Source organism: Pseudomonas sp. GW821-FHT09D08 (assembly GCF_059416305.1).
The window spans coordinates 228,728-253,395 of the sequence record NZ_JBWKOX010000008.1; the positions used below are offsets into that span (position 1 = coordinate 228,728).

General features: G+C 55.1%; 20 protein-coding genes and 2 pseudogenes. 9 read left to right on the forward strand and 13 right to left on the reverse strand.

Annotated elements, in window-relative coordinates; genetic code table 11:
* Positions 1-69: 69 nt before the first annotated feature.
* From AC07OP_RS16755 to AC07OP_RS16770, 4 genes are all read right to left on the reverse strand, one after another.
* Complete coding sequence (locus AC07OP_RS16755; protein WP_495101825.1) at positions 70-510, reverse strand: cupin domain-containing protein; 441 nt, start codon at positions 508-510, stop codon at positions 70-72.
* Positions 507-1,655 (reverse strand): alpha/beta hydrolase, encoded by a 1,149-nt coding sequence (locus tag AC07OP_RS16760; RefSeq protein ID WP_495101824.1) that lies wholly within the window; start codon positions 1,653-1,655, stop codon positions 507-509. Before AC07OP_RS16760 ends, AC07OP_RS16755 begins: the two co-directional genes overlap by 4 nt.
* A gap of 31 nt (positions 1,656-1,686) precedes the next feature.
* On the reverse strand, positions 1,687-3,654 hold the full coding sequence (locus AC07OP_RS16765) for a glycoside hydrolase family 3 protein (protein WP_495101823.1): 1,968 nt from the start codon (positions 3,652-3,654) through the stop codon (positions 1,687-1,689).
* A gap of 93 nt (positions 3,655-3,747) precedes the next feature.
* Entirely contained in the window at positions 3,748-4,776 is a 1,029-nt protein-coding gene (locus AC07OP_RS16770; protein ID WP_495101822.1) for a porin, read from the reverse strand.
* A gap of 361 nt (positions 4,777-5,137) precedes the next feature.
* On the opposite strand from AC07OP_RS16770, the gene AC07OP_RS16775 reads away from it, so the two are divergent.
* Positions 5,138-5,740, forward strand: coding sequence for a transposase (locus tag AC07OP_RS16775; protein ID WP_495101821.1), 603 nt, complete (start codon positions 5,138-5,140; stop codon positions 5,738-5,740).
* A 726-nt stretch (positions 5,741-6,466) separates the two neighbouring features.
* The gene (locus tag AC07OP_RS16780) at positions 6,467-7,510 is read left to right on the forward strand and encodes an AIR synthase-related protein (protein WP_495101820.1); all 1,044 of its coding nucleotides are present in this window, start codon (positions 6,467-6,469) and stop codon (positions 7,508-7,510) included.
* A gap of 110 nt (positions 7,511-7,620) precedes the next feature.
* Here the strand turns inward: AC07OP_RS16780 and AC07OP_RS16785 are convergent, their stop codons facing one another.
* Positions 7,621-9,528, reverse strand: a complete 1,908-nt coding sequence (locus AC07OP_RS16785) for a sigma 54-interacting transcriptional regulator (RefSeq protein ID WP_495101819.1) — start codon at positions 9,526-9,528, stop codon at positions 7,621-7,623.
* 238 nt (positions 9,529-9,766) lie between these two features.
* Between AC07OP_RS16785 and AC07OP_RS16790 the strand changes: the two genes are divergently transcribed.
* The 6 genes and pseudogenes from AC07OP_RS16790 (at position 9,767) to AC07OP_RS16815 (ending at position 15,374) form a co-directional block, all read left to right on the forward strand.
* Positions 9,767-10,267, forward strand: a complete 501-nt coding sequence (locus tag AC07OP_RS16790; RefSeq protein ID WP_495101818.1) for an MSMEG_0572/Sll0783 family nitrogen starvation response protein — start codon at positions 9,767-9,769, stop codon at positions 10,265-10,267.
* Between the two features lie 44 nt (positions 10,268-10,311).
* Positions 10,312-11,227, forward strand: a pseudogene (locus tag AC07OP_RS16795) (nitrilase-related carbon-nitrogen hydrolase).
* Between the two features lie 212 nt (positions 11,228-11,439).
* Positions 11,440-12,354, forward strand: coding sequence for an MSMEG_0568 family radical SAM protein (locus AC07OP_RS16800; RefSeq protein WP_495101817.1), 915 nt, complete (start codon positions 11,440-11,442; stop codon positions 12,352-12,354).
* A 338-nt stretch (positions 12,355-12,692) separates the two neighbouring features.
* The gene (locus AC07OP_RS16805; protein ID WP_495101816.1) at positions 12,693-12,935 is read left to right on the forward strand and encodes an MSMEG_0567/Sll0786 family nitrogen starvation N-acetyltransferase; all 243 of its coding nucleotides are present in this window, start codon (positions 12,693-12,695) and stop codon (positions 12,933-12,935) included.
* Positions 12,928-14,283, forward strand: a complete 1,356-nt coding sequence (locus AC07OP_RS16810) for a sll0787 family AIR synthase-like protein (protein ID WP_495101815.1) — start codon at positions 12,928-12,930, stop codon at positions 14,281-14,283. The genes AC07OP_RS16805 and AC07OP_RS16810 overlap by 8 nt, the downstream gene beginning before the upstream one ends.
* 30 nt (positions 14,284-14,313) lie before the next feature.
* Positions 14,314-15,374, forward strand: a pseudogene (locus AC07OP_RS16815) (NAD(P)-binding domain-containing protein).
* A 166-nt stretch (positions 15,375-15,540) separates the two neighbouring features.
* On the opposite strand, the gene AC07OP_RS16820 reads toward AC07OP_RS16815, so the two are convergent.
* The 5 genes from AC07OP_RS16820 to AC07OP_RS16840 form a co-directional block, all read right to left on the reverse strand.
* The gene (locus AC07OP_RS16820) at positions 15,541-16,845 is read right to left on the reverse strand and encodes an MFS transporter (protein ID WP_495101814.1); all 1,305 of its coding nucleotides are present in this window, start codon (positions 16,843-16,845) and stop codon (positions 15,541-15,543) included.
* 25 nt (positions 16,846-16,870) lie between these two features.
* Positions 16,871-17,584: a TorF family putative porin gene (locus tag AC07OP_RS16825; protein ID WP_495101813.1), complete on the reverse strand. Its 714-nt coding sequence runs from the start codon at positions 17,582-17,584 to the stop codon at positions 16,871-16,873.
* A 248-nt stretch (positions 17,585-17,832) separates the two neighbouring features.
* Positions 17,833-18,747: a phytanoyl-CoA dioxygenase family protein gene (locus AC07OP_RS16830; RefSeq protein ID WP_495101812.1), complete on the reverse strand. Its 915-nt coding sequence runs from the start codon at positions 18,745-18,747 to the stop codon at positions 17,833-17,835.
* 26 nt (positions 18,748-18,773) lie between these two features.
* Positions 18,774-19,658 (reverse strand): SDR family NAD(P)-dependent oxidoreductase, encoded by an 885-nt coding sequence (locus AC07OP_RS16835; RefSeq protein WP_495101811.1) that lies wholly within the window; start codon positions 19,656-19,658, stop codon positions 18,774-18,776.
* Entirely contained in the window at positions 19,655-21,043 is a 1,389-nt protein-coding gene (locus AC07OP_RS16840) for an aspartate aminotransferase family protein (RefSeq protein ID WP_495101810.1), read from the reverse strand. The genes AC07OP_RS16835 and AC07OP_RS16840 overlap by 4 nt, the downstream gene beginning before the upstream one ends.
* Before the next feature lie 301 nt (positions 21,044-21,344).
* Between AC07OP_RS16840 and AC07OP_RS16845 the strand changes: the two genes are divergently transcribed.
* Positions 21,345-22,160: a helix-turn-helix transcriptional regulator gene (locus AC07OP_RS16845; RefSeq protein WP_495101809.1), complete on the forward strand. Its 816-nt coding sequence runs from the start codon at positions 21,345-21,347 to the stop codon at positions 22,158-22,160.
* Between the two features lie 149 nt (positions 22,161-22,309).
* Here AC07OP_RS16845 and AC07OP_RS16850 read toward each other — a convergent pair whose 3' ends face one another.
* From AC07OP_RS16850 to AC07OP_RS16860, 3 genes are read right to left on the reverse strand one after another with little or no spacing between them, the layout of a single operon-like run.
* A complete protein-coding gene (locus AC07OP_RS16850) occupies positions 22,310-23,443 on the reverse strand; it encodes a helix-turn-helix transcriptional regulator (RefSeq protein ID WP_262134900.1) in 1,134 nt (377 codons plus the stop codon).
* Positions 23,443-24,249, reverse strand: a complete 807-nt coding sequence (locus tag AC07OP_RS16855; protein ID WP_262134898.1) for an energy transducer TonB — start codon at positions 24,247-24,249, stop codon at positions 23,443-23,445. The genes AC07OP_RS16850 and AC07OP_RS16855 overlap by 1 nt, the downstream gene beginning before the upstream one ends.
* Positions 24,246-24,665 (reverse strand): biopolymer transporter ExbD, encoded by a 420-nt coding sequence (locus tag AC07OP_RS16860; protein ID WP_262134897.1) that lies wholly within the window; start codon positions 24,663-24,665, stop codon positions 24,246-24,248. The genes AC07OP_RS16855 and AC07OP_RS16860 overlap by 4 nt, the downstream gene beginning before the upstream one ends.
* Positions 24,666-24,668: the final 3 nt, after the last annotated feature.

Consider the following 24,668-nt stretch of genomic DNA (forward strand, 5'->3'; position numbering starts at 1 on the left):
GGCGCGTTTTCGATCAGCTTCGGGGGGGCAAGGAGGCCATGGAGCCTCCTTGTTTACGCGAGCACAGGTTCATTCAGGCAGATCTATCTCAAGAAAGACCGCAGGTTCAGAACCTTTATTGAGCAAGGCATGACCGTTTACACCAGACGTAGCATAAGCCTCGCCAACAGTGAAAACCCGCATTCCGGCCTTGCCCTCCACATACTCGGTCAACGCCCCCTTGAGCACGTAAGATACGGAAGGCCGGTTGGCATGGCTGTGCATAGGCAGAACGCCTCCGGGAGCAATCGTTACTTGCCTCATTCTCAAAAAGCGACCTTTGGAGATATCGAAATCCGGTGAGATATTGATCGAGGACAGCTCTTTGCCAACGACACCCACGCGCTCAGTTGAGATGTTTTGCGCAGAGGCAGAGTTAATACTGCCCCACATCAGAGCTGCGCCAACCGTTTTCATGCAACCACGACGCAGGGACTGTGCATTGAAGCGGTTTGTCTTTGACGTCTTCATTTGATTTTCTCGCTGATCCACGTGTTAAGTTTGGCGGCAATCATCAGGTTGTTTTTCTCTTGCATCATTAAGTGCCCATTCCCCTCGATACCGAGGTCTTCAAGCCTCCAGTACGTTGTTGGCACACCAGCCTGACTCAAAAAGCTGGCAGTACAATGGTCATAAGGCGCGTGGTAAGACGCCTCGGCGCTTATGACCAATACCGGTGTGCGCGCAAGGTTGACCATTTTTCGAGCCGGCGCCTTTTGGCGCCAGCATTTGACCAGCCCCGCCCCGTCGGCCTGCTGCTGTTGCTCGATCTGAATATCATTGGGATCAACCACGGGAGGCTCATAAGTAACCGGAATATTGGTTAACCCCCATGGCAACTCGCGCTTGGCTTGAGTCGCGTTCTGGAAAGGTGGGCCAGAGGGCTCAATGGCAAGAATGCCCTTGACGAGGTTGGGCCTTGAGTCGGCGATGGACCATCCGAATAGACCGGCCTGGGAATGCGTGAGCAAAATAACTGGGCCAATCTTGTCCAGAAGCACCACAGTCGCATCACGCACCAACACCTCGGTAGTTTTGTTGTCAGCCAATGAGGGCACCACGCCCGCGTAAAAAGCGTCAAACACCGGGTCGCCACGCTGCCCTGGCGTTTTTGAACTAGCAGGCCATTGAGTATGCTTGTCGGCCTGCGGCCAGACCTTGTACAACTCTGAAGCGGTAAAAAGGCGCTGCACCAGTGGCAAGCCGCTTACCCGGAAACTTTCGCCACCCTCAGGACGCCAGCTTGAGCGTCCGCGACTTGGCTGATCGACCATATACACGGCATAGCCCTGCTCAACAAAGTAGTCAGCCCAGCCTTTGCGGCCATCAGGTGTACTCATCCAGTTGGTTGCGGTCTGACCCAGCCCATGAAAAAAAACGAGCGGGTATTTTTTTGTTACTTTGGCCGGTGCCCATCCCTCGACGTACATCTGCCCGGCCATAACTTCCTTGTCACCCTCCCCTACATAATGGCCGCCAACGTAGAACGAAATATGCCGAGTGACCTTGGTCGGGATGAACTGATCAGGACCGAACGTCGCTGCCGTCGCATGCACCACCGACCCGACCAGTGAAAGAAAGACTACTGAGCGAAGTGTCGTAAATTTTAAATTCATAATCTCTACTTTCCTTATTATCAATTTGATATCAGTAGCTCAATCCTTGTCCACGAAGATATGCGAAATTCTTGGGTGCACTCCCTTTGCTCCAAGGCAAATCGTATGGCAGCCTGGCAGCCGGGAAGAGTGCTCCTGTCAACACGTCGAAAAAGGCGTCATTACTGATACCAAAGTTCGCAATAATCGCCACCGCCTGTTCAGCGATACGACTCAAGTCAGCCGGACGTTCCATATAGATAGAAACAATAGTGGGGGTTTTGACGCTGATTCGCTTGAATACCTCATACGCAGCGTCGCCTTCTTTGAAGGTTACATCGCCTTCACGATATCGAGCACCAAAAAAATAAGTAGGGTGTAGCAACTCGAAGGGCGTAGCGATCGACATAATCGCTACATCCGCGTCCTCAGGGCGCTCGACTACAGTGAACCCCCGCGACCGAGCAACATTCGCGCTGACGTTATACAGGTATACCTTTTTAGCCTTGGTCGGTAACAAAGGCAGGGTATTGTAACTATTCTTCAGTAATACCGCAGAACGTCGCTGAGCTTCAAAGGCCATTTTCTTAAACTCGGCATTGCCGACTGTGCGCAACGCTTGAGCTTCGTCGACGTAGGGGTTTTCAAAAAGCCCCTGCTTTATTTTTTGCTCTAAAATCTTCTCGACGGAATGATCAATGATATCAATACCCACCCGCCCATTATTGACGACATCGACAACGAACTCCGGTTGTTTCGCACCGCCGAACTGATTGATACCGGCATTGAGCGCCTTGGCATAACGCTCAGTTCTACTTAGATTCTCAACGCCCCAAGGCATCGCGATATCAGCCCCCACAGGTGATTTACCTGCCGCAGCACCATTGAGGCATACCGAATTGCAATCATCCATGATTTGCCAATCAGAGATAATTAACCCATCAAACCCGAAGCGTCCTCGCAATACATCGTTGAGTAGCTGTTTGTTAAAGCCAACGCCCACTCTTTCAATTTCACCTTCTGCCCCCTTGACCCGAAGGTTTGCAGGAGGTTTTCCGTAGGAAGGCATGATCGCCGCTGCTTTAGCCGCGAATGCACCGGTGAACGGTAGAATATGCGACTCAACATCGTCACTCTTCAGGGTCAGATCTTTACCATAGGAATTATGTGCATCAAATCCATCCGCACCAACGGCACCATACCCGACCCAGTGCTTGACGACAGAAACCACACTGTCCTGACCAATACCATTTTCGCCATGTTGCATCCCATTGACATAGGACTCCACTAGCTTGGTTGCGATAACTGGATCGCTGCCGAAGGTGGCATTACTGCGATGCCAACGTGGGTTTTGAGTCAAGTCCGCCATCGGCGACAATGCGATTTTTATACCCACCGCCAAGTACTCTTGACGAATACTGTCGGCAAACTTTCTTACCAGTTCAGCATCGCCAATTGCTGCCATCCCGACAGGATCAGGCCACTTTGTAAAATCACCGGCATCAACACTGACCCCCTGCGCGTATTTAAACTGACTGCGAGGGTCAGTACTTAGCGAAACCGGAATTCCGAGCCGCCCGGTTTCGGCAATTGCCTGAAGATTATTGTACTGGTGCGCCAGGCTGCCGACGTCAGTACTCAGGCGATTCAGAAACGTCGTTATGTGCTGCTCCAGCACCAGACCAGTGATTCCCGGTACATCCCAGGCCGTACCTGCCCCCGGCACCGCCGACGATCCGAGCGACGGCGGATTGGCGTGCATCATCGCCCCAGCCTTCTCGGCCAGCGTCATCCGCCCGACAAGGTCCTTGGCTCGTTCAGCCGGGCTTAATCGCCAGTCTTCGTAAGGATCGACGGCCCCATTTTTGTTCATGTCCTTGAAGGTGAGCCCTTCCATTTTTAACGTCGGTACCGTGCGGCTGAGCAGCACGGGCGGCGCGTTGACCTGACCCCTTTGGACGGCGGTCATCGCGCAGCCGTTAAGGGCAAGTGCGATGACAGCAACAATGCCATTGCTCATCGAACACCGACTTTTAAATTTATATAGTTTCACACGCACGCACCTTAAGTTTCTAGCGATCTATGCAACACTGAAAATATTAAAGCCGCCGATCTAAAATCGGTAACTGACCCCTAATTCCGTACCTATAGACTTCTGCCCCGTCATTGCACTGCTGCTCGGAGGGGTACCTATCACGAACGCCGCGTTGCCTTCATTACTAATCATCGCAAAAGTGGCATACGCGCTCGCTTGCTTGCTAAGCTCATAAGTTCCGCCAACGGCAATCTGAACAGCATCATCTTTATCCAGATAGAGGCTTTTTTGAGTCCCTGAACTATTAACATATGTATAGTTTGCCCGAATTTTTGTCTTGGGCAGAACCGGTGCGATGAACCCTATCTGAGTCACCGTCCGATCAGAATCCAGATAGCTATTGCGGGCTATACTGGCCATGATCTTTACCCATTCCAGGTCATAATAACCGGATAACGAAGTCTGTTTGTATGGACCGAGCAACGCATTAGTACGGCCATAAGCGGCACTGACATTATAGGTGTTGTTTTTATAGCCGAACCGGCCACCGGTGTATTCTTTAGCCGAGACATCCTCACCCTCTGCCTTGGCCACTACAGCATACAAACCGCCAAACCGATCAGGTGTAAAATAAGTAACCATATTGTCCGCCCGCGCCCAGAGCCCCGTGCTTTCTATTCCACTTCCAAAGGCAGTTGAATAGAACTTCCCCTGATCAGCCAAACCACTGGTACCGAATACATCAAACTCACCAAAGGCCGTATAACTTGGCGTCAAGTCCCGCCCGAGCCGTACCTCCCCAAAATCGCCAATCACGCTAACGGTACTCCTTCGATTCCATGTACGCTGGGAGTTACTGGTGCCCTCATCAAAGTTTACGGTACCTTCAATCCACAGCAAACCCTTTAAACCGTCGGCAAACTCATCTTCGGCCCTCACACCCAAGCGGCTCGCAGCCAAGCCACCACTGGCCAGACTAAACTCACTTTTACCGCCATTATCAATACTGCGCGCCGCCAGATCTGCAACTCCGAATATCGTCGGAGTGAATTGCGCAAAAGACACACTTGGAAACACCAACGACAACACGCAAAGTGCTTTTCTCATGATTATAGTTTCCCGCCGCAAGCCCTAGAGCCCACGAATTAAAAACAGAGCACATTGGATGACTCCCGTCTTAGGCTCGTCATCCTTTCAAGACAGTTTAATGATGGCTTATGCCAACTTATCTGCCAACCAAGTACATCACGCAGAGACCAATCAATTTAATCTCTACTGGGCACCCTCAACACAGACTGCAGCCTTCGTGCCAAATAAACGTCTCGGAGGGACCTTGTCGAGTATTGAGCGTCACGTACAAATGTCACTTTTTTCTTTACACTCCGATATAATTGAAGTGCAATCTTAATACGTGAAATTAAGTCTCAACGTGTAGGGGCTGACAGAATCGTTTTTTTGAGGAGGTTATATGGTCCAGGTTCTTCATACTCGCGCGACAACCACTCACGCAATCAGAAAAGAAATACAGAAATCGGACGCGTCGATTGCCGAACTCTGCCGACGCTACGGCCTTAATCCAAAAACGGTTCGCAAATGGCGCTCCCGTCATTCTGTGAATGATGCACCTATGGGACCGAAACAGCCTGTTTCTACTTTATTGACCGCTCTCGAAGAAAGCGCCGCTTTGCGTTTTCGACGACGCACCTCTCTACCACTGGACCATTGCCTGATCGGGTTGAAGCTCATCATTCCCCATCTGACCCGTGCCAGCCTGCACCGACTTTTCCAGCGTCACGGCATTAGCCGCCTGACCAAAAAAATCGGCAAAGAACCCATCCAGAAACGCTTCAAATTTCAGCCACTCGGATGTCTGCAGATCGACCTCAGTGAAATTCATTCCAAAGACGGTATTGCCTACCTGCTTGTAGCGGTAGATCACGCATCAAAGGTCGTAAACGCCCAAATATGTGGCGAGGCCAGCCAGGCAAACGCAGAAAACTTTATGAGACAAACCCTTGAGCAACTGCCCTATCCAGTTCACACAATGCTGATCGAGAGCTGCGTGGGTTGATACGGGCAGCCCTTTGATCTTGCGCCATGACCTCTTGAGACAACGAGAAGAACACAGACACATTTGAGCAACAACTCAAGAGATCACCAGGGCAAAAAAATTAAACTCCATCCTCATGCCACCTGGCTCGACCCTCCTGCCGAGATGAGACCAGGAGCATTTACCGTGCTTTCTTGTGGGTCGTTTTCGAGCCAGGACGGAGAAAAAAGCCCCTTGACGGTGCGCCAATCGCCACACTTGGATATTTTATCCAACGGTTCAGTTACCTCTATCCGTCACTTCAACCTACGAAACTTCGTATTATTAGCTACGAAAAAACTCCAGAATAACGACATGTCGTAGCGACTATTTTTTACGGACAAGAAATAAAAACCCACCCGCACAATAATATAATCATATATTTCAATAGCTTGATGTCATTTTACGACTCAATAGTCAGCTTGGCACGGCCTTCGCTCTAACCGTTTAAGGGAATCCTGATTAATCAGCCTCAATGATCAGAAAAACCAACAGCGAGTTCTTTATGCCGGACGCGAGCTTTCCCAGAGCAAAATCGTCATTCCTGGCCAGAAAGGACCGCAGCGTTTTTTGAATATAAACGCAGCACCACCCAGGACGTCCTCCATGACCATAATCCCAACAACTATCCAGAATTATTGTGATCGCCGAGCGCTCCCGAATCAGAGCGATGAAACTCAAGCCTTAGCTCCCCCAAGGCGAGTGGACATGACTAGCCCAGAGAGCACCCACCCTGCGCAATCGCGGCTTATGCGCAAGGTATGCGAAATAGCAGAATTACGAGCCCGGCAGATAAAGACGCCCTCAGCCTCCAGCGGCGATCAGCCACTGCGCGATGATGCACAGTGCCTGGAAATGAACAATGGCTCTTGCCTGATCGAAGGCCTGCTCGCAGCCTTCAGCGCACAGCGCAAGACACCTAGCAAAACATATCTGGCAGTGGCGGCCAGCGAACCTCACCGACTGCACAACCGCATACCACCTTTGGAAGAATCCGAAGGGCCAGCCGCCACCATGAACCTCCGGCAAAAGCCATACCCCCCTCCGGCAATTATCGCCACGGCCACCAATCGAGGCGGACACCTCGAGGAAGACTGCAACACCATTGCAGTTGCGGTAAGCACTAAAGGCCGCATCTCTCATACCGCCCGGGGCCAAGTGATTGCCATGGTTGTCGACCTTCAAGGCCATTGGCGGGGCGACTCGCTACACTGGGACGCTTGTAGAAATGTCCCCGCGACTCGATTGCGAGAGAAGATTGACGCCATCCCACGCTTAGTCTCGGAGGGTGCGGTGCAAAGTGCAATTGGCATCGCCGACGGTGGCGTTTTCGAAGCATTATTTACCATGCTTGACGCCTGCGGGGTGGGAGCCGCAATCGACCTGTGCTCCCTTCCCAGACCTTCAAATGTAAAGTTTGAGCGTTGGCTCGAGGCGGTGCCTGACTACGGTTTTTTGTTAGCCTTGAAGAGTGGCGAACTGGAAAACGTCAAAGGGGTTTTCTCAGACCTGAACATTCATTGCGAGCAGGTTGGGACCATCGAAAGCGAGGGTCGAGTGATGGCAAAACTCAGAACTGAAAGCTCAGTGCTCTGGCAAATAAGAAAACGCCCGGGGCCTCACCTCAATGTCCTGAAAAATCCAGCCCCATGCCTGACCCCACTCAACATCTTGTGCGGCCCAAGCACCTACAAATGCAACTTAGGTACGTCCATGAGAGCAAACAAAATGGATCACTCCGCGCCGGCTTGATGAAACCCTATGCCCTCTGATAAAAAACCTGAAACACCAAACCTGGCCTGTCGAGGTTTAGCCATGCACGGTTATCGCTGCCCTGCCCGGCAGCGACAGACAGTGCAAGGCTAGCCCTTTGCTTGGGCCTCGAATCGTTTCAGCCTGGATGCCAGCGTGGTCGGCTTGAGCCCCAGCAATTGGGCTGCGCCTCCCTCACCAAACAACTTGCCGTGACAGGCGGCTATGGCCGCGAGGGTATTGGCTTTTTCAAATTGACGAACCTGATCGTCATTGAGAATTACCGCAGCCCCCGGCTTGACAGCCACTTCGCGCCCGCCACCGACCCGATCCTCAGGCAAATCGATATTCAGCTCGTTGCCCTGAGAGGTTATCAGCGCCCTTTCGATAACGTTCTGTAACTCACGAATATTACCCGGCCAGGAGTAACGCTGGAGACGCTCTACATCACTGGCCCGCAGGCGCTTTTCACCAAGATTCAAACGAAAGCTGATCTGTTTCAGAAAGTGAACAACTAACGGTGCAATGTCCATTGGACGCTCACGCAAAGTCGGCGACTGCACGGGAAAGACATTCAGGCGAAAATACAAATCCTCGCGGAACCGTTTGGCAGCTACTTCTTCCCGAAGATCACGATTGGTTGCAGCGACGATTCGAACATTGACCTTTCTCGTGCGCTCTTCCCCGACTCTCTCGAATTGCCCCTCCTGCAACACGCGAAGTAACTTGCTTTGCAGGTCGAGGGGGATTTCGCCGATTTCATCCAGAAACAATGTCCCGCCATCAGCCAGCTCGAACCGTCCGACCCGATCGCGAACAGCCCCGGTGAACGCACCGCGCATATGCCCAAAAAACTCACTCTCAAATAACTCCCCGGGAATCGCTGCACAATTGACCCTGATGAGCGGACTGGCACTACGCCGACTTGCCTGGTGAATAGCGCGAGCAATCAGCTCCTTGCCCGTGCCCGACTCACCATGAATGAGGACGCTGGCGTCCGTCGGCGCAACGACATCAATCTGCTTGATGATTTTAAGGATTGCTTCGCTTTGACCGACGATTTCCCGATAGCTATGCTCGATATGAATCTCCTCCTGGAGGTAAGCGTTCTGCTCCTCAAGCCGTTCCTTGAGCTGCTTGAGCTCTTGCAGCGCGTTCTGCAGCTGCATTTCGGTACTTCGCCGCTCGGTGATATCGCGAAAAACCACCACCGCCCCCACTAACCTTCCCTCAGAGATGATCGGGGTGCTCGTGAACTCGACCGGGAAACAGGTCCCGTCACGCCGCCAGAACACCTCTTGCCGCCCTTCATGGACTACCCCATCGTTTACAGCTTTATAGATCGGGCATTCTTCGACGGGATAGTGCCGACCATCAGCATGGGTGTGGTGGTGGATGCTATGGATATTCTTGCCAATCATATCTTGAGGCTCCCACCCCAACATCCGCGCGCCGACCGGATTGACAAATGTGGCAAGCCCGTCGGGATCAATACTATAGATACCGTCCCCTACCGAGCTGAGCAACAATTGGTTATCGCGCTCCGACTCTTTGAACAGATTCAAGATATTGCGCCACTCAAGCAGCCCGCCGCGCATGGTTCGCTCTGTGGCAGCCTCATTGGCTTGGTATCGCTGCTGACTTAACTCGCGCAGCACCAGGATGATCTGTGTCTGCCCTTTAACGCTCAGCGTAGAAGCTGTGATTTCCAACCCTATTCGCTCACCGCTCTTGCAATTGCAGCTCAGCTCATCGGTCCAGGCCTTGCCTTTCTCCATCACCTCCTGACTGAAAACGATCAAGTCCGCCAACTGACGACCAAATAACTTACTTACCGGCAACGCGAGCAGGTCCTGTCGTGGGTAACCGAACAGCTTGCAGGTCGCGATGTTCAGATCACGGAAGCGGTCCCCATAGGGATCGAGCAGGAGCACGGCATCCGGGGAATGTTCAAACACCATATGCCTTGAGGAATAGGCAAGATCAGCCCAGTTACTAATGAAGTCATCATCTGGCATAAGTACGAAATCTCGAAATCAGCACTACGAACTATCGTAGTTATACGGTATCTCGTAAACAAAACAAACTGTCAGTTGATATATAAAAAACCATATCAGAACAATTAATCCTATTAAAACATCAACTTATAAAATACATACGTGTGGTTTTTTTCTGGCGCGTCCTTCGCTCTGTATCCCCATACCGATAGCCAATCCCGGCCATCGCTAACAACAAGCACTCTGCGGAGACGACGATATGTCAAGCGTGGACATTACCCATTACCAAGACGGCGACTTTCTGGTCGATTACGAGGAAAAGGTTTTCGAGGACGTCAAGGCCGGGCCAGGCGAGAAGGTCTTGCTGACGTTCCACACCATTACCTTTGAAGGCTCCATTGGCCTCGTCAATATGTTGCAAGCCAAGCGCCTGCTGCGCAAAGGCTTTGAAACCAAGATCTTGCTTTACGGGCCAGGCGTCCAGCTGGGTGTTCAACGTGGCTTTCCAACCTTGGGTCCCGAGGCCTTCCCGGGGCACCTGGCCGTAAACAATCAGCTCAAGGCGTTCATGTGTTTATGCCTGCCGTTTCGCCTTGCAGGCGCTGTACGGCCAGACAGAAAAAGCCCTGATCGAAGGTATTCGCCCGATCAACCCACTGGACGTGATGGATCTGCGTCTGCTGATGCGTCGCGACGGAGCAATGATCATCGATACCTGGACTGCCTGATCACAGCCAGCCAGCGCCTCTTCGCGGGCTAACTGCGAAGAGGCAGCCAACCAAGACAAAACCCAAGACCTCTACCATGCCCATCATCCGCGCCGCCGCAGTGCAATTCAGTCCAGTGCTCTACTCTCGGCAAGCCACGGTAGACAAACTCTGTAAAACTCTGCTGGATTTGGGCCGCGAAGGTGTGCAGTTTGCGGTTTTCCCTGAAACAGTTGTGCCGTACTACCCCTATTTCTCCTTCGTCCAGCCGTCATTCGCGATGGGCAGGGAACACTTGCGCCTACTTGAAGAGTCGGTCACGGTGCCTTCGGACGTGACTCGCCAGCTTGGCGACGCTTGCCGTGAAGCCGGGATCGTCGCGTGTATCGGTGTCAACGAACGAGACAGCAGCACCCTTTACAACACTCAGTTACTTTTCGATGTCGACGGCACGTTGATTCAGAAACGCCGTAAAATCACACCGCCGTACCATGAGCGGATGGTATGGGGCCAGGGCGATGGTTCAGGCCTGCGGGCGACTGACAGCGCGGTTGGCCGAATTGGTGCTCTCGCATGCTGGGAACACTACAACCCGCTGGCGCACTACGCATTGATGGCTGACGGCGAACAAATCCACGCCGCCATGTTCCCCGGATCGCTCGTCGGGCAGATTTTTGTCGAGCAAATAGAAGTCACCATTCGCCACCGCGTGGCTGGATGCCGGACAACAAGCGCAAATAATGGCCGAAACCGGCTGTGCCATGGAGCCTATATCCGGCGGCTGTTTTACCGCGATTATTTCCCCGGAAGGCAAGGTGCTCGGCAAACGCACTGAAGGAGAAGGTGCAGTGATCGTCGACCTCGACTTTGCCCTTATCAACAAACGCAAACGCATGATGGACTCAGTCGGTCACTACAGTCGGCCGGAGCTGTTGAGTCTGTTGATCGATCGCCGTACCACCGCCCATGTGCATGAACGTCGCGAGACCTTCGAGGGGACCGCCCATGAGTAACGTCACTCTGGGCAAGCACGAAGACATTCGCGCCAGCGGCCCGACGCTGATTGTCGTGCAGGACATTAGCCAGGACCTACATGCCGAACTGCAATGTCACGGTGTGCGCTGGCAAGGCGACGATGGCCTGTCTCGCAAGGGCGGCGCAGGGCCGTCGGATCACAAGGCGCTGAGCCTGGGCGACCGCACCGCCATGGTGCCAATGCTCAATCGTGCATCGCTGGATTCGCCCTACTCGGCGGTGCAGCCAGGCGTTGATTTTTCGCGAAGGCCTGCAGGTAGGCCAGATCCAGCTCCCCGGCGTGCCGAAATTTTATGGCCTGAACACCGAAGACGGCACCCCCTACTGGAAGATTGCCACCTTGCACAGCAAGGACGTGTTAGCGACCACCATTCTGCAGCACTGTATTCGCATGAATGAGGTCGCCACATCCTGCCAGTTCTGCGCCATCAGCCAATCTTTGGCCAATGGCAAGACCATCGCTCGCAAGCGACCTGCGCAACTGACACAAGTGGCCAAGGCAGCGGTCGAGCTCGATGGCGTCAAACACATGGTCATGACCACCGGCACACCACAGACCAGTGACCGTGGCGCCGCGATTTTGTGCGAGTCGGCGGCTGCAGTAACGGCTGCCGTTGACCTGCCGATTCAGGCGCAATGTGAATCACCGGATGACGACGCCTGGTTCCAGCGTCTCAAGGACAGCGGCGTAGCCTCACTGGGCATGCACCTTGAGGCCGTCACCGATACCGTGCGCCAACGCATCATGCCAGGCAAGGCCGCGGTGTCCCTAGAGAGCTATTTCAGCGCTTTTGAGGCAGCGGTGCAGGTGTTCGGTCGCGGCCAGGTCAGCACTTATATCCTCGCCGGGCTGGGGGACACTGAAGACGCCATTGCAGATGTGAGTGAGCGCCTTGCCAGTGCCGGCGTGTATCCCTTCGTGGTGCCCTTCGTACCCATCGATGGGACGCCACTGGCCCATCACCCGAAACCTGACAGTAGTTTCATGCAGCGTCTGTATCCGAGCATCGGTGCCAGCCTACGCAGACACGGATTGCACTCGGACAATATCAACGCGGGTTGCGCCAAATGTGGCGCCTGCTCGGTACTTAAACACCACGAGTAACGGGAGCACACGCCATGTGCCGAACATACTTTTGCCTTGATCGATGGATCCTTCGCTGAATTTCTCGCGGGCGACCTGCTCGTCAAGCCCGCCGACGAAAGCTGGGAGCGGCAGCACTACTACGCGCTGCGCTGCGCCGTGCCGTGTTCTGCGACGAGCAGCAGTTGCTCGCTCAAGACAAAGACGAAAAAGACTTTCACGCCCTTCCGATCGTTGCCGTCGCACACCATTGCGGCATGCCCGATCGCGTCATCGGCGCGGTACGCATTTATGAAACCGAAGCCGGTCTCTAGTACGGCGGGCGGCTGTGCGTTGAGGAGCAGTACCGGCGGTATGGCTTGATCGGGAAAGCACTGGTCAATGAAGCGGTATCACGAGCCATTGACCTTGGCTGCCACACATTTCTGGCCACGGTGCAGCAACCCAACGAAAACTACTTTCACAGTTTGCACTGGGACACGCTCAACACCATGGACCTGCTTGGCCATCCCCACTGCATGATGCAGGCAAGGCTGGATTGCTATCCATTCATGGCGCGCCGAACCCCACTGTTACGCACCAAGGTACGCCGTCATGGCTGAGCCGCTCGTGACAAAATCTGCCTTGACGTTGATGCTCGCCAGGCTGCGCGATACCAACGCGATGCGTTCGAAGCTAGCCATTCAAATGGCTGCCGACGCCATCTCCACGCATGCCAACTCGCAATATGATCGGTATGCGCTTCCCGGTGACGACACTGCCGCCATCCGTTGCGGTGATCAGTATCAGTTACTGGCTATCGAGGGGATGATTCCGGCCTTTGTGGAGCAGGCGCCCTGGTTTGCCGGCTGGTCGGCCGTCATGACTAACGTTAACGATATCACCGCCATGGGCGGCCGCGCGACTGCCGTGGTCAACGCATATTGGCATCACGACGCAGAGGCCGCCAATCAAGTGCTGGCCGGGGTTCATGCAGCGTGCGACGCCTACGGCCTGATCATGGCTGGCGGGCACACTAGCCAAGCGGCCGGCAACCCGGCCGCGCTCGCGGTCGCCGTCACCGGCTGGGCGCGAAGCCTGCTTTCCACCCTGCATGTTGCGCCGGGGCAGATCATTGCGATGGCGGTGGACCTGGACGGTCACTGGCATGGCGATGCCCTTTACTGGAAAACGTTCGAGAACGTCCCTGGCCAACGGTTGCGGGACAAGCTTGAAGTAATTCCTCGACTGGCCGAAGCAAACCTGTTGCTCGCGGCCAAGGACATCAGCAATGCAGGCATTCTCGGCACCTTGCTGATGTTGCTGGAGAGCACTGGCTGCGGAGCCATGATCGATATCCAGGCGTTACCACGACCTGCCGGGACGTCACTTGAACGCTGGCTACAGGTATTCCCCAGCTACGGCTTCCTGATGACCCTGGACCGCAAGGACCTGACGACACTCGAAGCCGCCTTCGCCTTCGAAGGTTTGCATTGCGCCTGCATCGGCGAGGTGGATGACAGCGCCTGCCTGCGTGTCCGGCAAGACGGCGAGCTGGCTGAGTTCTGGACCTGTCCCGACACCCCTTCACGGGCTTCAGTTACCCCCAACTGCGCCCCTTCACTGAATCCAAGGAGCACTGACATGCCAGCTGTCAACATTCGCCTGCGCTGGCCCAACGGCCAGATAACCAACGTCTACTCGCCGTCCACCACTATCTTCCAGCACCTCGATGAGGGTCAGTCATACCCTCTTGCAGAGTTTCTACGTCGCGCCGAAACCGGTCTTAACTTGGCCTCCGAGCGGGTCAAACAAGTCAAGGGGTTCTACTGCAGCTCAGCCATGGACAGTCTGGGGGGGATCCGACTCATGGCGTGCAGATTCGATGATCCGCATGCCCAGATCGAGGTCCTGGAAATCAAGGAACACGGCACTGGAAAGGTTCACTACTCAGGCTTTGGCGAAATCTGAGTCCCCCACTACTTCGAGAGGAAACATCTCATGAGTCACTACAGCGCTATCGTCGTCGGCGGCGGCCAGGCGGGCCTGTCTGCAAGCTATTATCTGCAGCAACAAGACATTGATCATCTGGTACTGGAGAAGCACAGCCTCACCCACACGTGGCGCAACCAGCGCTGGGACGCTTTCTGCCTGGTGACACCGAACTGGCAGTGCGCCCTTCCCGGTTATCCGTATGCTGGCGACGATCCGCACGGGTTCATGAAGAAAGACGAGATCATCTCCTATCTCGACGGCTTTATCGCCAAGGTTGATGTGCCAGTGCGCGAAGGCTGCGCCGTTCAACGCATGGTCGCCCGCCCCGAGGGCGGCTACCTGCTCATTACCTCCGCGGGTGACTTCACCGCCGATCAAGTGATCGTCGCCAGCGGCGGCTACCACACGCCGATCATCCCGCGTCTGGCCGAACGCTTGCCGGTCGGGATCGCCCAGATTCACTCCGAGCAGTACCATAACCCGCAGGACCTGCCTGAAGGCGCGGTACTGGTCGTAGGCTCAGGGCAATCCGGCGCGCAGATCGCTGAAGACCTGCACCTGGCTGGACGCAAGGTCTTCCTCGCGGTGGGCGATGCACCTCGCTGCGCCGATTCCATCGCGGTCGCGATGTGGTCGTGTACGGCACCACGCTACAGTTCGCGGCGGACCTGCACTGCAACCTTAATGCAGCGGACGCAGTATACGATCGCATCAATGCCAGCATCGACAAATACATCGCCGAGCAGGGTATCGACGCCCCAGAAGGCACCCCGTACATTCCACTGTGGGTGCCAGAAAGCGAAAACACCACCCTGGATCTGAGCAACAGTGGCATCACCAACATCATCTGGTGCATCGGCTTCCAGCCGGATTTCAGCTGGGTCGATGTGCCAGTCTTCAATGGCCGCAGCTACCCAGGGCATAGACGCGGTAATACCACGCAGCAAGGTTTGTATTTCCTCGGGCTGCCATGGCTGCACTCCTGGGGATCCGGACGCTTCTCCGGTATTGCCCGTGATGCCGAGTATCTGGTAAACCACTTGTCGGCGGCGCGCCACAAAGACTGATTGGCCGACTGCAAAAATTACCGGCCCGTGCGGGTCGGTATCAAAGGACATTTGCCAGGCTCGCACGCCATGCTCAGAAAATCCTGCAACAAGAAACCGGCCTGTGCGATGTGGCGGCGGCGGTCAGGCGCGAAGAGACGCATTTGAAGGGCCATCGCTTTACCGTTCAAGTTGTTATCTCAAGCGCCTGCTTCAAGGTCACGGCCATATCCCGCCGCTCTGTATGAAGGCGTCGCAGGATGTAGAGAGCGGGCAGCAAACTTATGCTCACGATGATTGCGCACACCAGAAACGCGGAGCGGTAGGAGCCTGACACGTCGTATGCGAAACCAGCGATGATCGGCCCCATCGCTTGTGAAACACCCGCCGCTACACGTGTTACGCCGTAGATTGCCCCGCAATGCTGTAGACCGAATTGGTCACCCAGGAGCACCGGGGTCAGTTGGAAGCCGATGTTATTGGTCAGCCCCCACAACAGAACGAACATGCCGAGTCCCACCATTCCGAGTGCGCCCTGCCCCGCTATTTGGGCCAGAAACAGAGCCAACACATGCACGAGTAAACCCGCGAACAGCGCTAACGCGGCACCGTAACGATCTGAAAGGGCGCCGATCGCCACGCAGCCAGCAATGGTGACCAGGTTCAATGCACTGAAGATCCATGCGGATGTTTGGGAAGCGTATCCGGTATCAACGAAAAACAGCGGTGCGTAGATGTACGCCCCCACTAAGCCAATGCTGAACACCGCCTCCATTGAACAGATAGCCCAGAACATCGGGTGGCGTAGCGCTGCAACCAGGATCCCTTTACTGCCTTGCGTATCGGCTGCCACAGCTGGTTTATTGTCACAGGGAGCAGCGTGAGGACGCCGACCGAATATAAGCCCCAGCGGAACCACACCGAAGATAAACAGCAGTGCGGTCAGCAGCGCTTCGGCGCGCCAGCCGTGGCTCACGATAATATGTTCTGCAATGGTCGGGAAAATGCAGGAACCCAACGCAACTGAGCCAAACAGCACGCCCGCGGCAAACGCTCGTCGACGCTCCGTCCATTCGTTCAGAATCATGATGCAAGGAACCACGCCGCATCCAGAGAGCCCCAGCCCGACCAGGAAGAACGCTGCCAGTATGCCTTCGTAACCTTGTATCTGGAAGGCAATCAAGTAACCGCTGCCCGCGAGCATACCTCCCGTCACAAGGACAAACTTCGGCCCCCAACGATTGAGAATCCAACTGATCGCAGGGGTCGTAAATGCCGGCACCAGAAAAATCATCGAGACGATAACTGAAATGCTCCCCATGCTCTGACCAAACGCTTGGCCGATAGGCTCGAGAAGAAAACCGATTACCGAAACGGTAGCGCCGTAGGAAATGAGGCATATGAGCAGCAAACCAAAAAGCGTCACAAAAAAAGCACGTTCGTTGTTGTCCTTTGTATCGACACTCGACGAGCGTTTAGTTTGGTCAGACATAGTGAGACCCCAGAATGGGTGGACGTTAGAAGTGCTTGGTAACGGTCACTACTAGGCGATTTTTATTTATCCAGCCATATTCGCTTTCGCCGCGCCTATTAGCGCCGTTTAAAACCGTCATAAGTTCGTAGCCTCTATCAAATTCAAACTTCAGGCCTGCCTCCCAGTCGGTGTAATCCTTAAGCCCAATCTCATGAGCACTGTCGGTCATCCAGATATGCCCAAGTCCGCCGACAACGTTAATTTTCGCGGTGATGGGTAAATCCATCAGAAATCGTAATTTTTGAGTACCTCGGCCGCCATCGACTCCGAAATATCGATCGGTGGTACTTCGAAGGTACTTTAGTGTCAGGCCTTTCCACTCGAGCAAGTGGAATGTGTCCCATGTATTGGTGTAGCCGGCGCCAGGGTAGATATAGCCCAGCATGCCGCCACGGTAGGTAATGTCTGCCGTGAGGGGGATGGAAATACCCAGGTAAGGATCCAGTTCATACCAATTGTTATCGAAAGTCTCAGACAGCGTTGATCCCCAAACGCCCATGTAAAAACCGCTGTTCGCTACATAGGTTGTATTGCCCTGAAACTCTGGCTTGATATTTTTATCGGTTGTGTTGTTTTGGTCTTGCCCGCCGGACCGGTAATTACTGGTAATGGCGACTGCGTTATAGAACTCACCTGCTTGCACCGAACCGACGAGCATCAGTACCGGCAAAAGTATATTTTTAACATTCAACTTCATGATATCTGCGTCCGATATTCAACAAGCCATGCTTCCAGCATAGAAACCGGCTATATGTATGATTCGGCAGAGCTTTATATAAAGTCACTCACGAGGAATGACAGGTGGGCGTGAGAGCATCGCACTCTAAGTGGTGCGTATTATTTCGCAGCTTAATCCGCGAGACAGATGGCCAACGACCAGAAATTTACAGGGGCGGCGGGCACGTTAAAGCACTCCACGGGCCACCACCAGTTCCAGTTAATGCATCACATCATCCCCACAGGCAGGTCCCGAGCCGCAAGATTGGTCACTTGCGCTACATGCCCGGCTCGCCGATGCATAAGGTCGATAGGATCAGCTACCGCACCATCGACCTCGACCCATCCACAGGCCGGTGCGCAGGCGCGGAAGCCCAATTTGGATTGGATGGCTGCCGGCAAGCCGAAGACGACCTCAGGCTCCAACGCCAAGTAGTGATTCTCTTCAAGTCGAAGATTTGCCCGGTCAAAACTGACCGTCACGCCAATACGGGTCGAGTTGTCCGTTTCGTTCAGGCCACCTCCGTGATAAGTGCTACCGAGCCAGAAAAGCACCGAGCCGGCGGCCATTTCGGCGGGCACCGCTTCCTCGATACGCGGCATCCGCCCATCACCCCACTTGTGGCTTCCGGGAATAACCATCGTCGCGCCGTTTTCCCGGGTGAAGTCGGTGACTGCCAGCATGATCTGCAGGCGCGCCTCAACCTGACCGCCTTCGTGATGCTCCCACAACCACAGGCCATCATCGCGATGCAGTGGCTGTCGACCTTCACCAGGGCCAATGGCGATGGCCTGGGTTAAACCAATCTGGTACTCGGACTGAAATTCGAATGGGCCGCCCTCGACGTAGATCGTTCGATTAACACAGACAAATCGGCGCGCAAGCTCATCGATATGCTGCTGCAGCACTACGTCTTGAAGCAGGGGCGAGACGCCGAACAGACCGCCGAGACGTCGCGTGCACTTCCCCGAGAACGCATCAGCGCCGCAGGACTTGTGTTGAAGTGCGACCTCTAAATCCGCCTTTAACGTTGCCACCTTCTCACGTTCCAGAAAGCCACTAACGATCACACCACCGTCGCGCGCGATCACTTCGTAGAGTTCATCAGCCGTTGATGTTACATCCAGGGTTTGCAATGACATGGTAATTTTCTCTAGTTGAGATGGAATTACTTAACCGACGTACCTTCAGCCGGGAAGTCCGTACTTTCAGAAACTTTCCGCCACTGGCTGACCTCGTTAATGCGCGCTTCACATTTGGCCACCTGCATAGCACAGGCATCGCGGCCAACCAGCAGGCGGGATGGAGGGCACTTCGATGCGACTAGCTCGACCAGCAATTTCGCTGCACGTTCGGGATCGCCTGGCTGTGTACCGTTCAAAGAATCGATAAGGGCCTTTCGTTCTTGAGTGACCGCTGCGTAGTCCGGGACTTCAAGCTCACCAAACACTGCCGAATTGGAACCGAGGAACTCGGTGCGGAAAAAACCTGGCACAAGGGATAGGGTGCGAATGCCCAGCGGTGCCAACTCATCGCCAAGGCCCTCCATCCATCCCTCGACTGCGAACTTCGACGCGCTGTAAATGGCCCCTCCGGCAAGAGACGTTACGCCAGCGATCGAAGAAAGGCTGACAATATGCCCACACCCCTGCATGCGCATTGCCGGCAGCACAGCCCGCGTCACTCGCATGGCGCCGAACAGGTTGACGTCGAACTGGCGCTGAACCTGTTCGGGAGAAACGGTTTCAAACCATCCAATCTGGGCGTAGCCGGCGTTATTGACGAGTACGTCAATCCGGCCAAATCGCTCCAGTATTGAATCGACCGCATGCTGTACCTGCTGCGCATCAGTTACGTCCATGGCGACGTGGATGATTTTGTCATCGCCTTCAGTCGACCGTTCCTGCACCTGACGGGACGCTGCGATCACCGTCGCCCCGGCGTATGCCGCAGCCCTGGCAATATGGCTCCCCATGCCACGGCTGGCGCCTGTCACCAGCCAAACTTTGTTAGTAGTCACTATGTGCTCCAATTCCGTCTGCTGGTTAATCAATCCAGGACTTCCAACACTTCACGGAAGATATTCAGCCCTGTATTCATCAACGACTCAGGGATCGTAAGCGATGGCATGAGGCGTAAAACATTACCCATGCGCCCACAGGGGGCGACAATCACCCCCTTGTCGATGCACTTGAACATCACCTCCCAGACTTTCTCCTGGGCCAAGGGGGCTCGTGTTTTCTGATCGGCGACCAGCTCAATACCGATCATCAAACCCAAACCGCGCACCTCACCGATAAGGGGATGGTTCCACCCTCGGATTTGGCGTTGAATCTCATCGCCCATTCGTTGCGCTCGGGCGATAAGATCAAGCTCCGGATCCTGCAGAATTTTGATATTGGTCAGCGCAACCGATGCGGCAAGCGCGTTGGCGGCGAACGTGTTCGGCTGGGAATGCTCCGGGACTTTCTCGGATAAATCCGCGCGCATCACTACACCCGCCATCGGTAAATCACCGCCCATGCCCTTGCCGAAGACCAGCATGTCGGGCGCGATAAAGGAGTGCTCGACAGCCCACATCTTTCCAGTGCGGCCGACTCCTGACTGAATTTCATCGACGATCAATAGCGTGCCACTCTTGTCGCAGGCTTTACGCACGCGCTGAAGAAATTCAGGGCTGGGAGGAATGTAGCCTCCTTCACCTTGTACAGGCTCGACGATCACCGCCGCGACATCGTCCGCCCCGGTGTAAGGCGTGTTGAGCAAGTAGTCGATGTAGTCACCAGCAATTTCTTCAGCGCTACGGCTCGAGGTGTCGAAGGGGAAGCGGTACGCATAGGGATAAGGTGCATGGATCACGCCTGCCATGAAAGGACCGAACCCCTTCCGATAGTGGGGGCCCGTTGTAAGCGAATTAGAGGCATTGAACATGCCATGATAAGCACCGTGAAACGCGATGATCTGCTGGCGCCCGGTGATTCGTTTAGCAAACTTGATGGCTGTCTCCATCGCACCGCTACCACTCTGGGCGTAATAGGTACGGCAATTCCCGCGCAGCCCCTCCGGCATGATTTCGGAAATCTTCGCGGAGAGCTCCGTCCTCCGTGTATGGGTGCCGTCGGTAGCATTCATCAATTGATTGGACTGGGCGACAATCGACTCAACCACCAGCGGATGGCAACGACCAACGCTATTGACGCCGATGCCAGAGGACAGATCGATAAAGATGTTGCCGTCCGGGTCCTTTACCGTGACGCCATACGCTTTATCAAAAATGACCGGGAAACCCCTCCCTGTGGCACGGGCCATGGATTCTGTACTAATCGCCGCGTCATGTTGCTGCGCAGCGATCGGCCCTGGTAATACTGACGTCACTCGCCGGGGAGCATCAGCGAAGTTCAGGGACTCTAGGTAGGTTTCCAGTTTTTCCTGGTTCATAGTTCTATCCGATACAGGGGGATTTCGGTCAGCACACGTGGCTGACCGGGCGACTGAGATGCTCACTGACATCACGTGCAGCCAGTATCGAAGTTGCGCAATGCGCAGAACATACTTCTACAAGATGAGTGCCCGCACCGTTAGAGCTCGTACGCACCAGCGTTGGGCATTATTTTTTGACGCCGACAGTCTATGGGCGGCCCATATGCCATGCCCTGTTGCGCTTATCACTGTTCAACGAGAATTCGATATCGACTGAAATCCGGACCACTTCGTGCATTGGCCATGATGGAGGATCCCAATGGATACGATATTTGATCGAACGGCCGCGCTGATTGATGCGATAGGAAGCCAGCATTTTCCGATGGAACTGCTTAACTTTTTCGCCCCGACGCTTGGCATAATTAGTTGCATTGCCTATGAATGGGCGGGCGATAAGCGCCCATCGATCATTGCGCTTGCTTCGCCCTCGATGGATCACCATTACCTGACGCTGGCCGGCGATCACTGGCAACGCAAGGGTTACAAGGTGGACCCTGTGGTCGCGTTACTCAATGACAGTGGCGCCTCTGCCCCTTCGGTGGATTTCGTCAATATTCCCTCAATACCTCGCCTCCACAGAGCCCAATCGGAGCTCATCACTGAGCTATACGACCACTCCAAATTAGGCGAGGAAGCGATCATATGGATGAAGGACAAAGAACACACGACCACTGTCAGCTTTCATCGCAGTGACCGTGCTCCAACATTCGAAGCCTCCGAGCGTGAGCATATTCAGCAACTGGCCGGGATCATCATGTCGAGCGTACGCAGGCACGCTGAATTTCAGACGTCCCTGGCACGCACCTACAGCGCGGCTGGTAAAGAGGATGCGCTCACTTTAGAGAAAAGTCGCAAGCGCCTGCAATTTCGCTCTCTACTGAGGAGTAGATGCCGTGAACTAACCGACCGCGAGACCGATGTCTGCGCTTACATCATCATCGGGCACAGTAAGGAAAGCATCGCACTGCTTCTTGATATATCCCCAAGTACGGTAGCCACACATCGCAGGAATGCATACTTAAAACTTGGAATCTCTGCACAGAACCAATTATTCGATATCTGCTGGCAACACTAGGTCCACAGTCAGCAGCAGACAACGCATCGAGTGGCGCATCCCTGGAGTCCCCCAGCACTTCCTGCTGGCCGGTCCCCTGCCCCGTGAGCACCGACCTAATAAATCAATTCCGTAACAGTCTTGATTGCACGCCCAGGAACAAGCGCCACTCACTCGAGGTGTAACGCCTTGACCAACTGCGTTCTGCGGCTGACGCCAAGCTTTTCGTAAATACTTGTCAGATGGTCTTTGACCGTACCGACCTGCCTGCCTAGCTGATCGGCGATCTCCTGATTGCTCAGCCCGCTCTGGGTCAGCAACGCAACGGAGCGCTCGGCAGGCGACAACTGTGAAAGAATCGCGATCTGCGCTGGCGTCGGAATCGGCACACCAGCATCGCCACGCGCATGGATACCCGCAAAGCGTGCGATAAAACACGGCGTGGTGGTGGGCGCGCCATGGTCGTGAACAAGTTCGATCGCAACCTCCAGCATGGGATCCGCATTGTGCTTTATAACCAGCGCTTGCGGCCGTGCCCCCTCTCCGCGCAGCCAGTTGATCCATTCACTGCGTAAATGATCCCAGCCTTGCGTCAAATCGTCGGGCACGGCAAAGCGTTGACGCGCACCCTTGAGGCTGACCTTTCGCGGCGCTTCATTCCATATCGCCGCTTGCCGACAGCCTTCGTCATTGACGGACAACACCACACCGAACCAGTCAACCAGAACCAGGCCGACCGGAACTTCGCGCAGGAACTCCGCAAGCCCTGCTCCGGCCGCAACCGATCGGCGTCGTTCGAACAACGCTGATACACATTGAGGCAGCACCGGTCTTAATTTCTCCAGCGCCTGCCGGCGAATCTGGGACATGCCCGCATGCCCATAAATGGCGATCGTGGCATGGATTTCCTGTCCCTGAAGAAAGTCCAATGTGGCTGCAGCCGGTGGTCGCGAAGCCGCCGACAGCAGTGTTTCATCCCAACCAGCGTTGGCCAGCGCGCTGCTATCGAATGTGCGTACCGAATCACTGAAAGGAAGATTGAATGCGGTGTAAATTGCAGGCGCGCGCAAAGCATGTGCGTGCGCGCCGCGATGCACCGTGAGCGTACCGTCGGCGCCTCGATGGAATGCACGCGTGTCGAACGTCTCCCACACCACCACCACATCGTCAGGGAGCAACTCCAACACGATTTCGGCCACGGCCAGCCAGAACGTTTCGCTCTGCCCGGGCAGCATTGCGGCGAACAGGCGATCGACCCAATGACGCGGCAAGGCGCTGACGATGGCACTATCGAATGGGCACATCAGCGCAAGTAAAAATCAATGGGTAGAGACAGTCGTTGCGGCTCGCCGTCCGGTGGCGGTGGCAAGGGCGATACACGTGAGACCAAGTCCAATGCTTCTTCCTCCAAACTCTGATACCCGCCGCTGTGCACAATTTTCTCCGCACCGACCTTGCCGTCAGGCGCCACAGTAAAACTGACCGTGACGGTATCCTGCTCGCGGGCAATGCGGGCATTTTGGGGGTAGCGCTTGGCGCTGGCAAGACGAGCCAGCACCTGCGCCTCCCAACTATCCAAAGCGTCCAGTGCAGTGGTCGCAGCACCTTGTGCCTGGGCAGCGCTGTCAGTTGCTTTTTGCGCGGCCTCTACCGGTGGCGGTGCGACGGTCTGCGGGACTTCACTCGGTGCTGTCGGAGTGGAATGCGCGGCGATCTGAGGTGGCGTCGCGGTCGGAGCGGTTTTCTTTGGTTTGGGCGGTTGCGGCTTTTTATCCCTGGGCTGAGGCTGTTTCGGTGGCACCTTCGCCAGTATCCCGTGCTTTGTTTCTAATACCTCTGGCAGTGGTTTGGTCACCGGAACTTCAACAGTTGGCGCTTCTACAGCCATGGAGGCAGCCGCCGATGCCACCGACAAATCACGCGGCGAAGGCACAGGCGGGGCCGCCGGTGGCGCAATTTTCAACACCAGCGGCGGCATGCTGACAGGCTCTGTTGTCGTCATATCGGTCCGCCCCAGTATCCAGGCGATTGCCACCGCGTGAACTACTGCGACAAACAATGTGGTCAGCCAGCTGGGGGCCCGCAACACGATGCGCCCATGACGAATCAATTTTTGCTCTCCAGGCCAACGAGAGACACTTGGGTATAGTTGGCCTTGCGCAACGTATCGAGCAGGCCAATCATGTCCCCATAGCTGACCTGTTTGTCGACATTCAGGAACACCGTCGTCGAAGCCGTGGCTCCCTGTGAAGCCAGGGCGGCTGGCAGATCTGAGGCCAGAACGGGAGACTCTCCAAGGTACAGCGTCAGGTCGCGCTGAACGCTGATCGTCACCGGTTGCTCAAGCGGCGGTGCTACCTGGGCGCTGGACGTCGGCAACTCAATCGGCAGGTTTACCGTAGAAAGCGGTGCCGCAATCATGAACACCAACAGCAGCACCAGCATGACGTCGATAAAGGGGGTCACGTTAATTTCCCCGTTGAGTTCGAACTCTCCCGCAAAACGCTGTTTCGTCAACTTACCCATGGG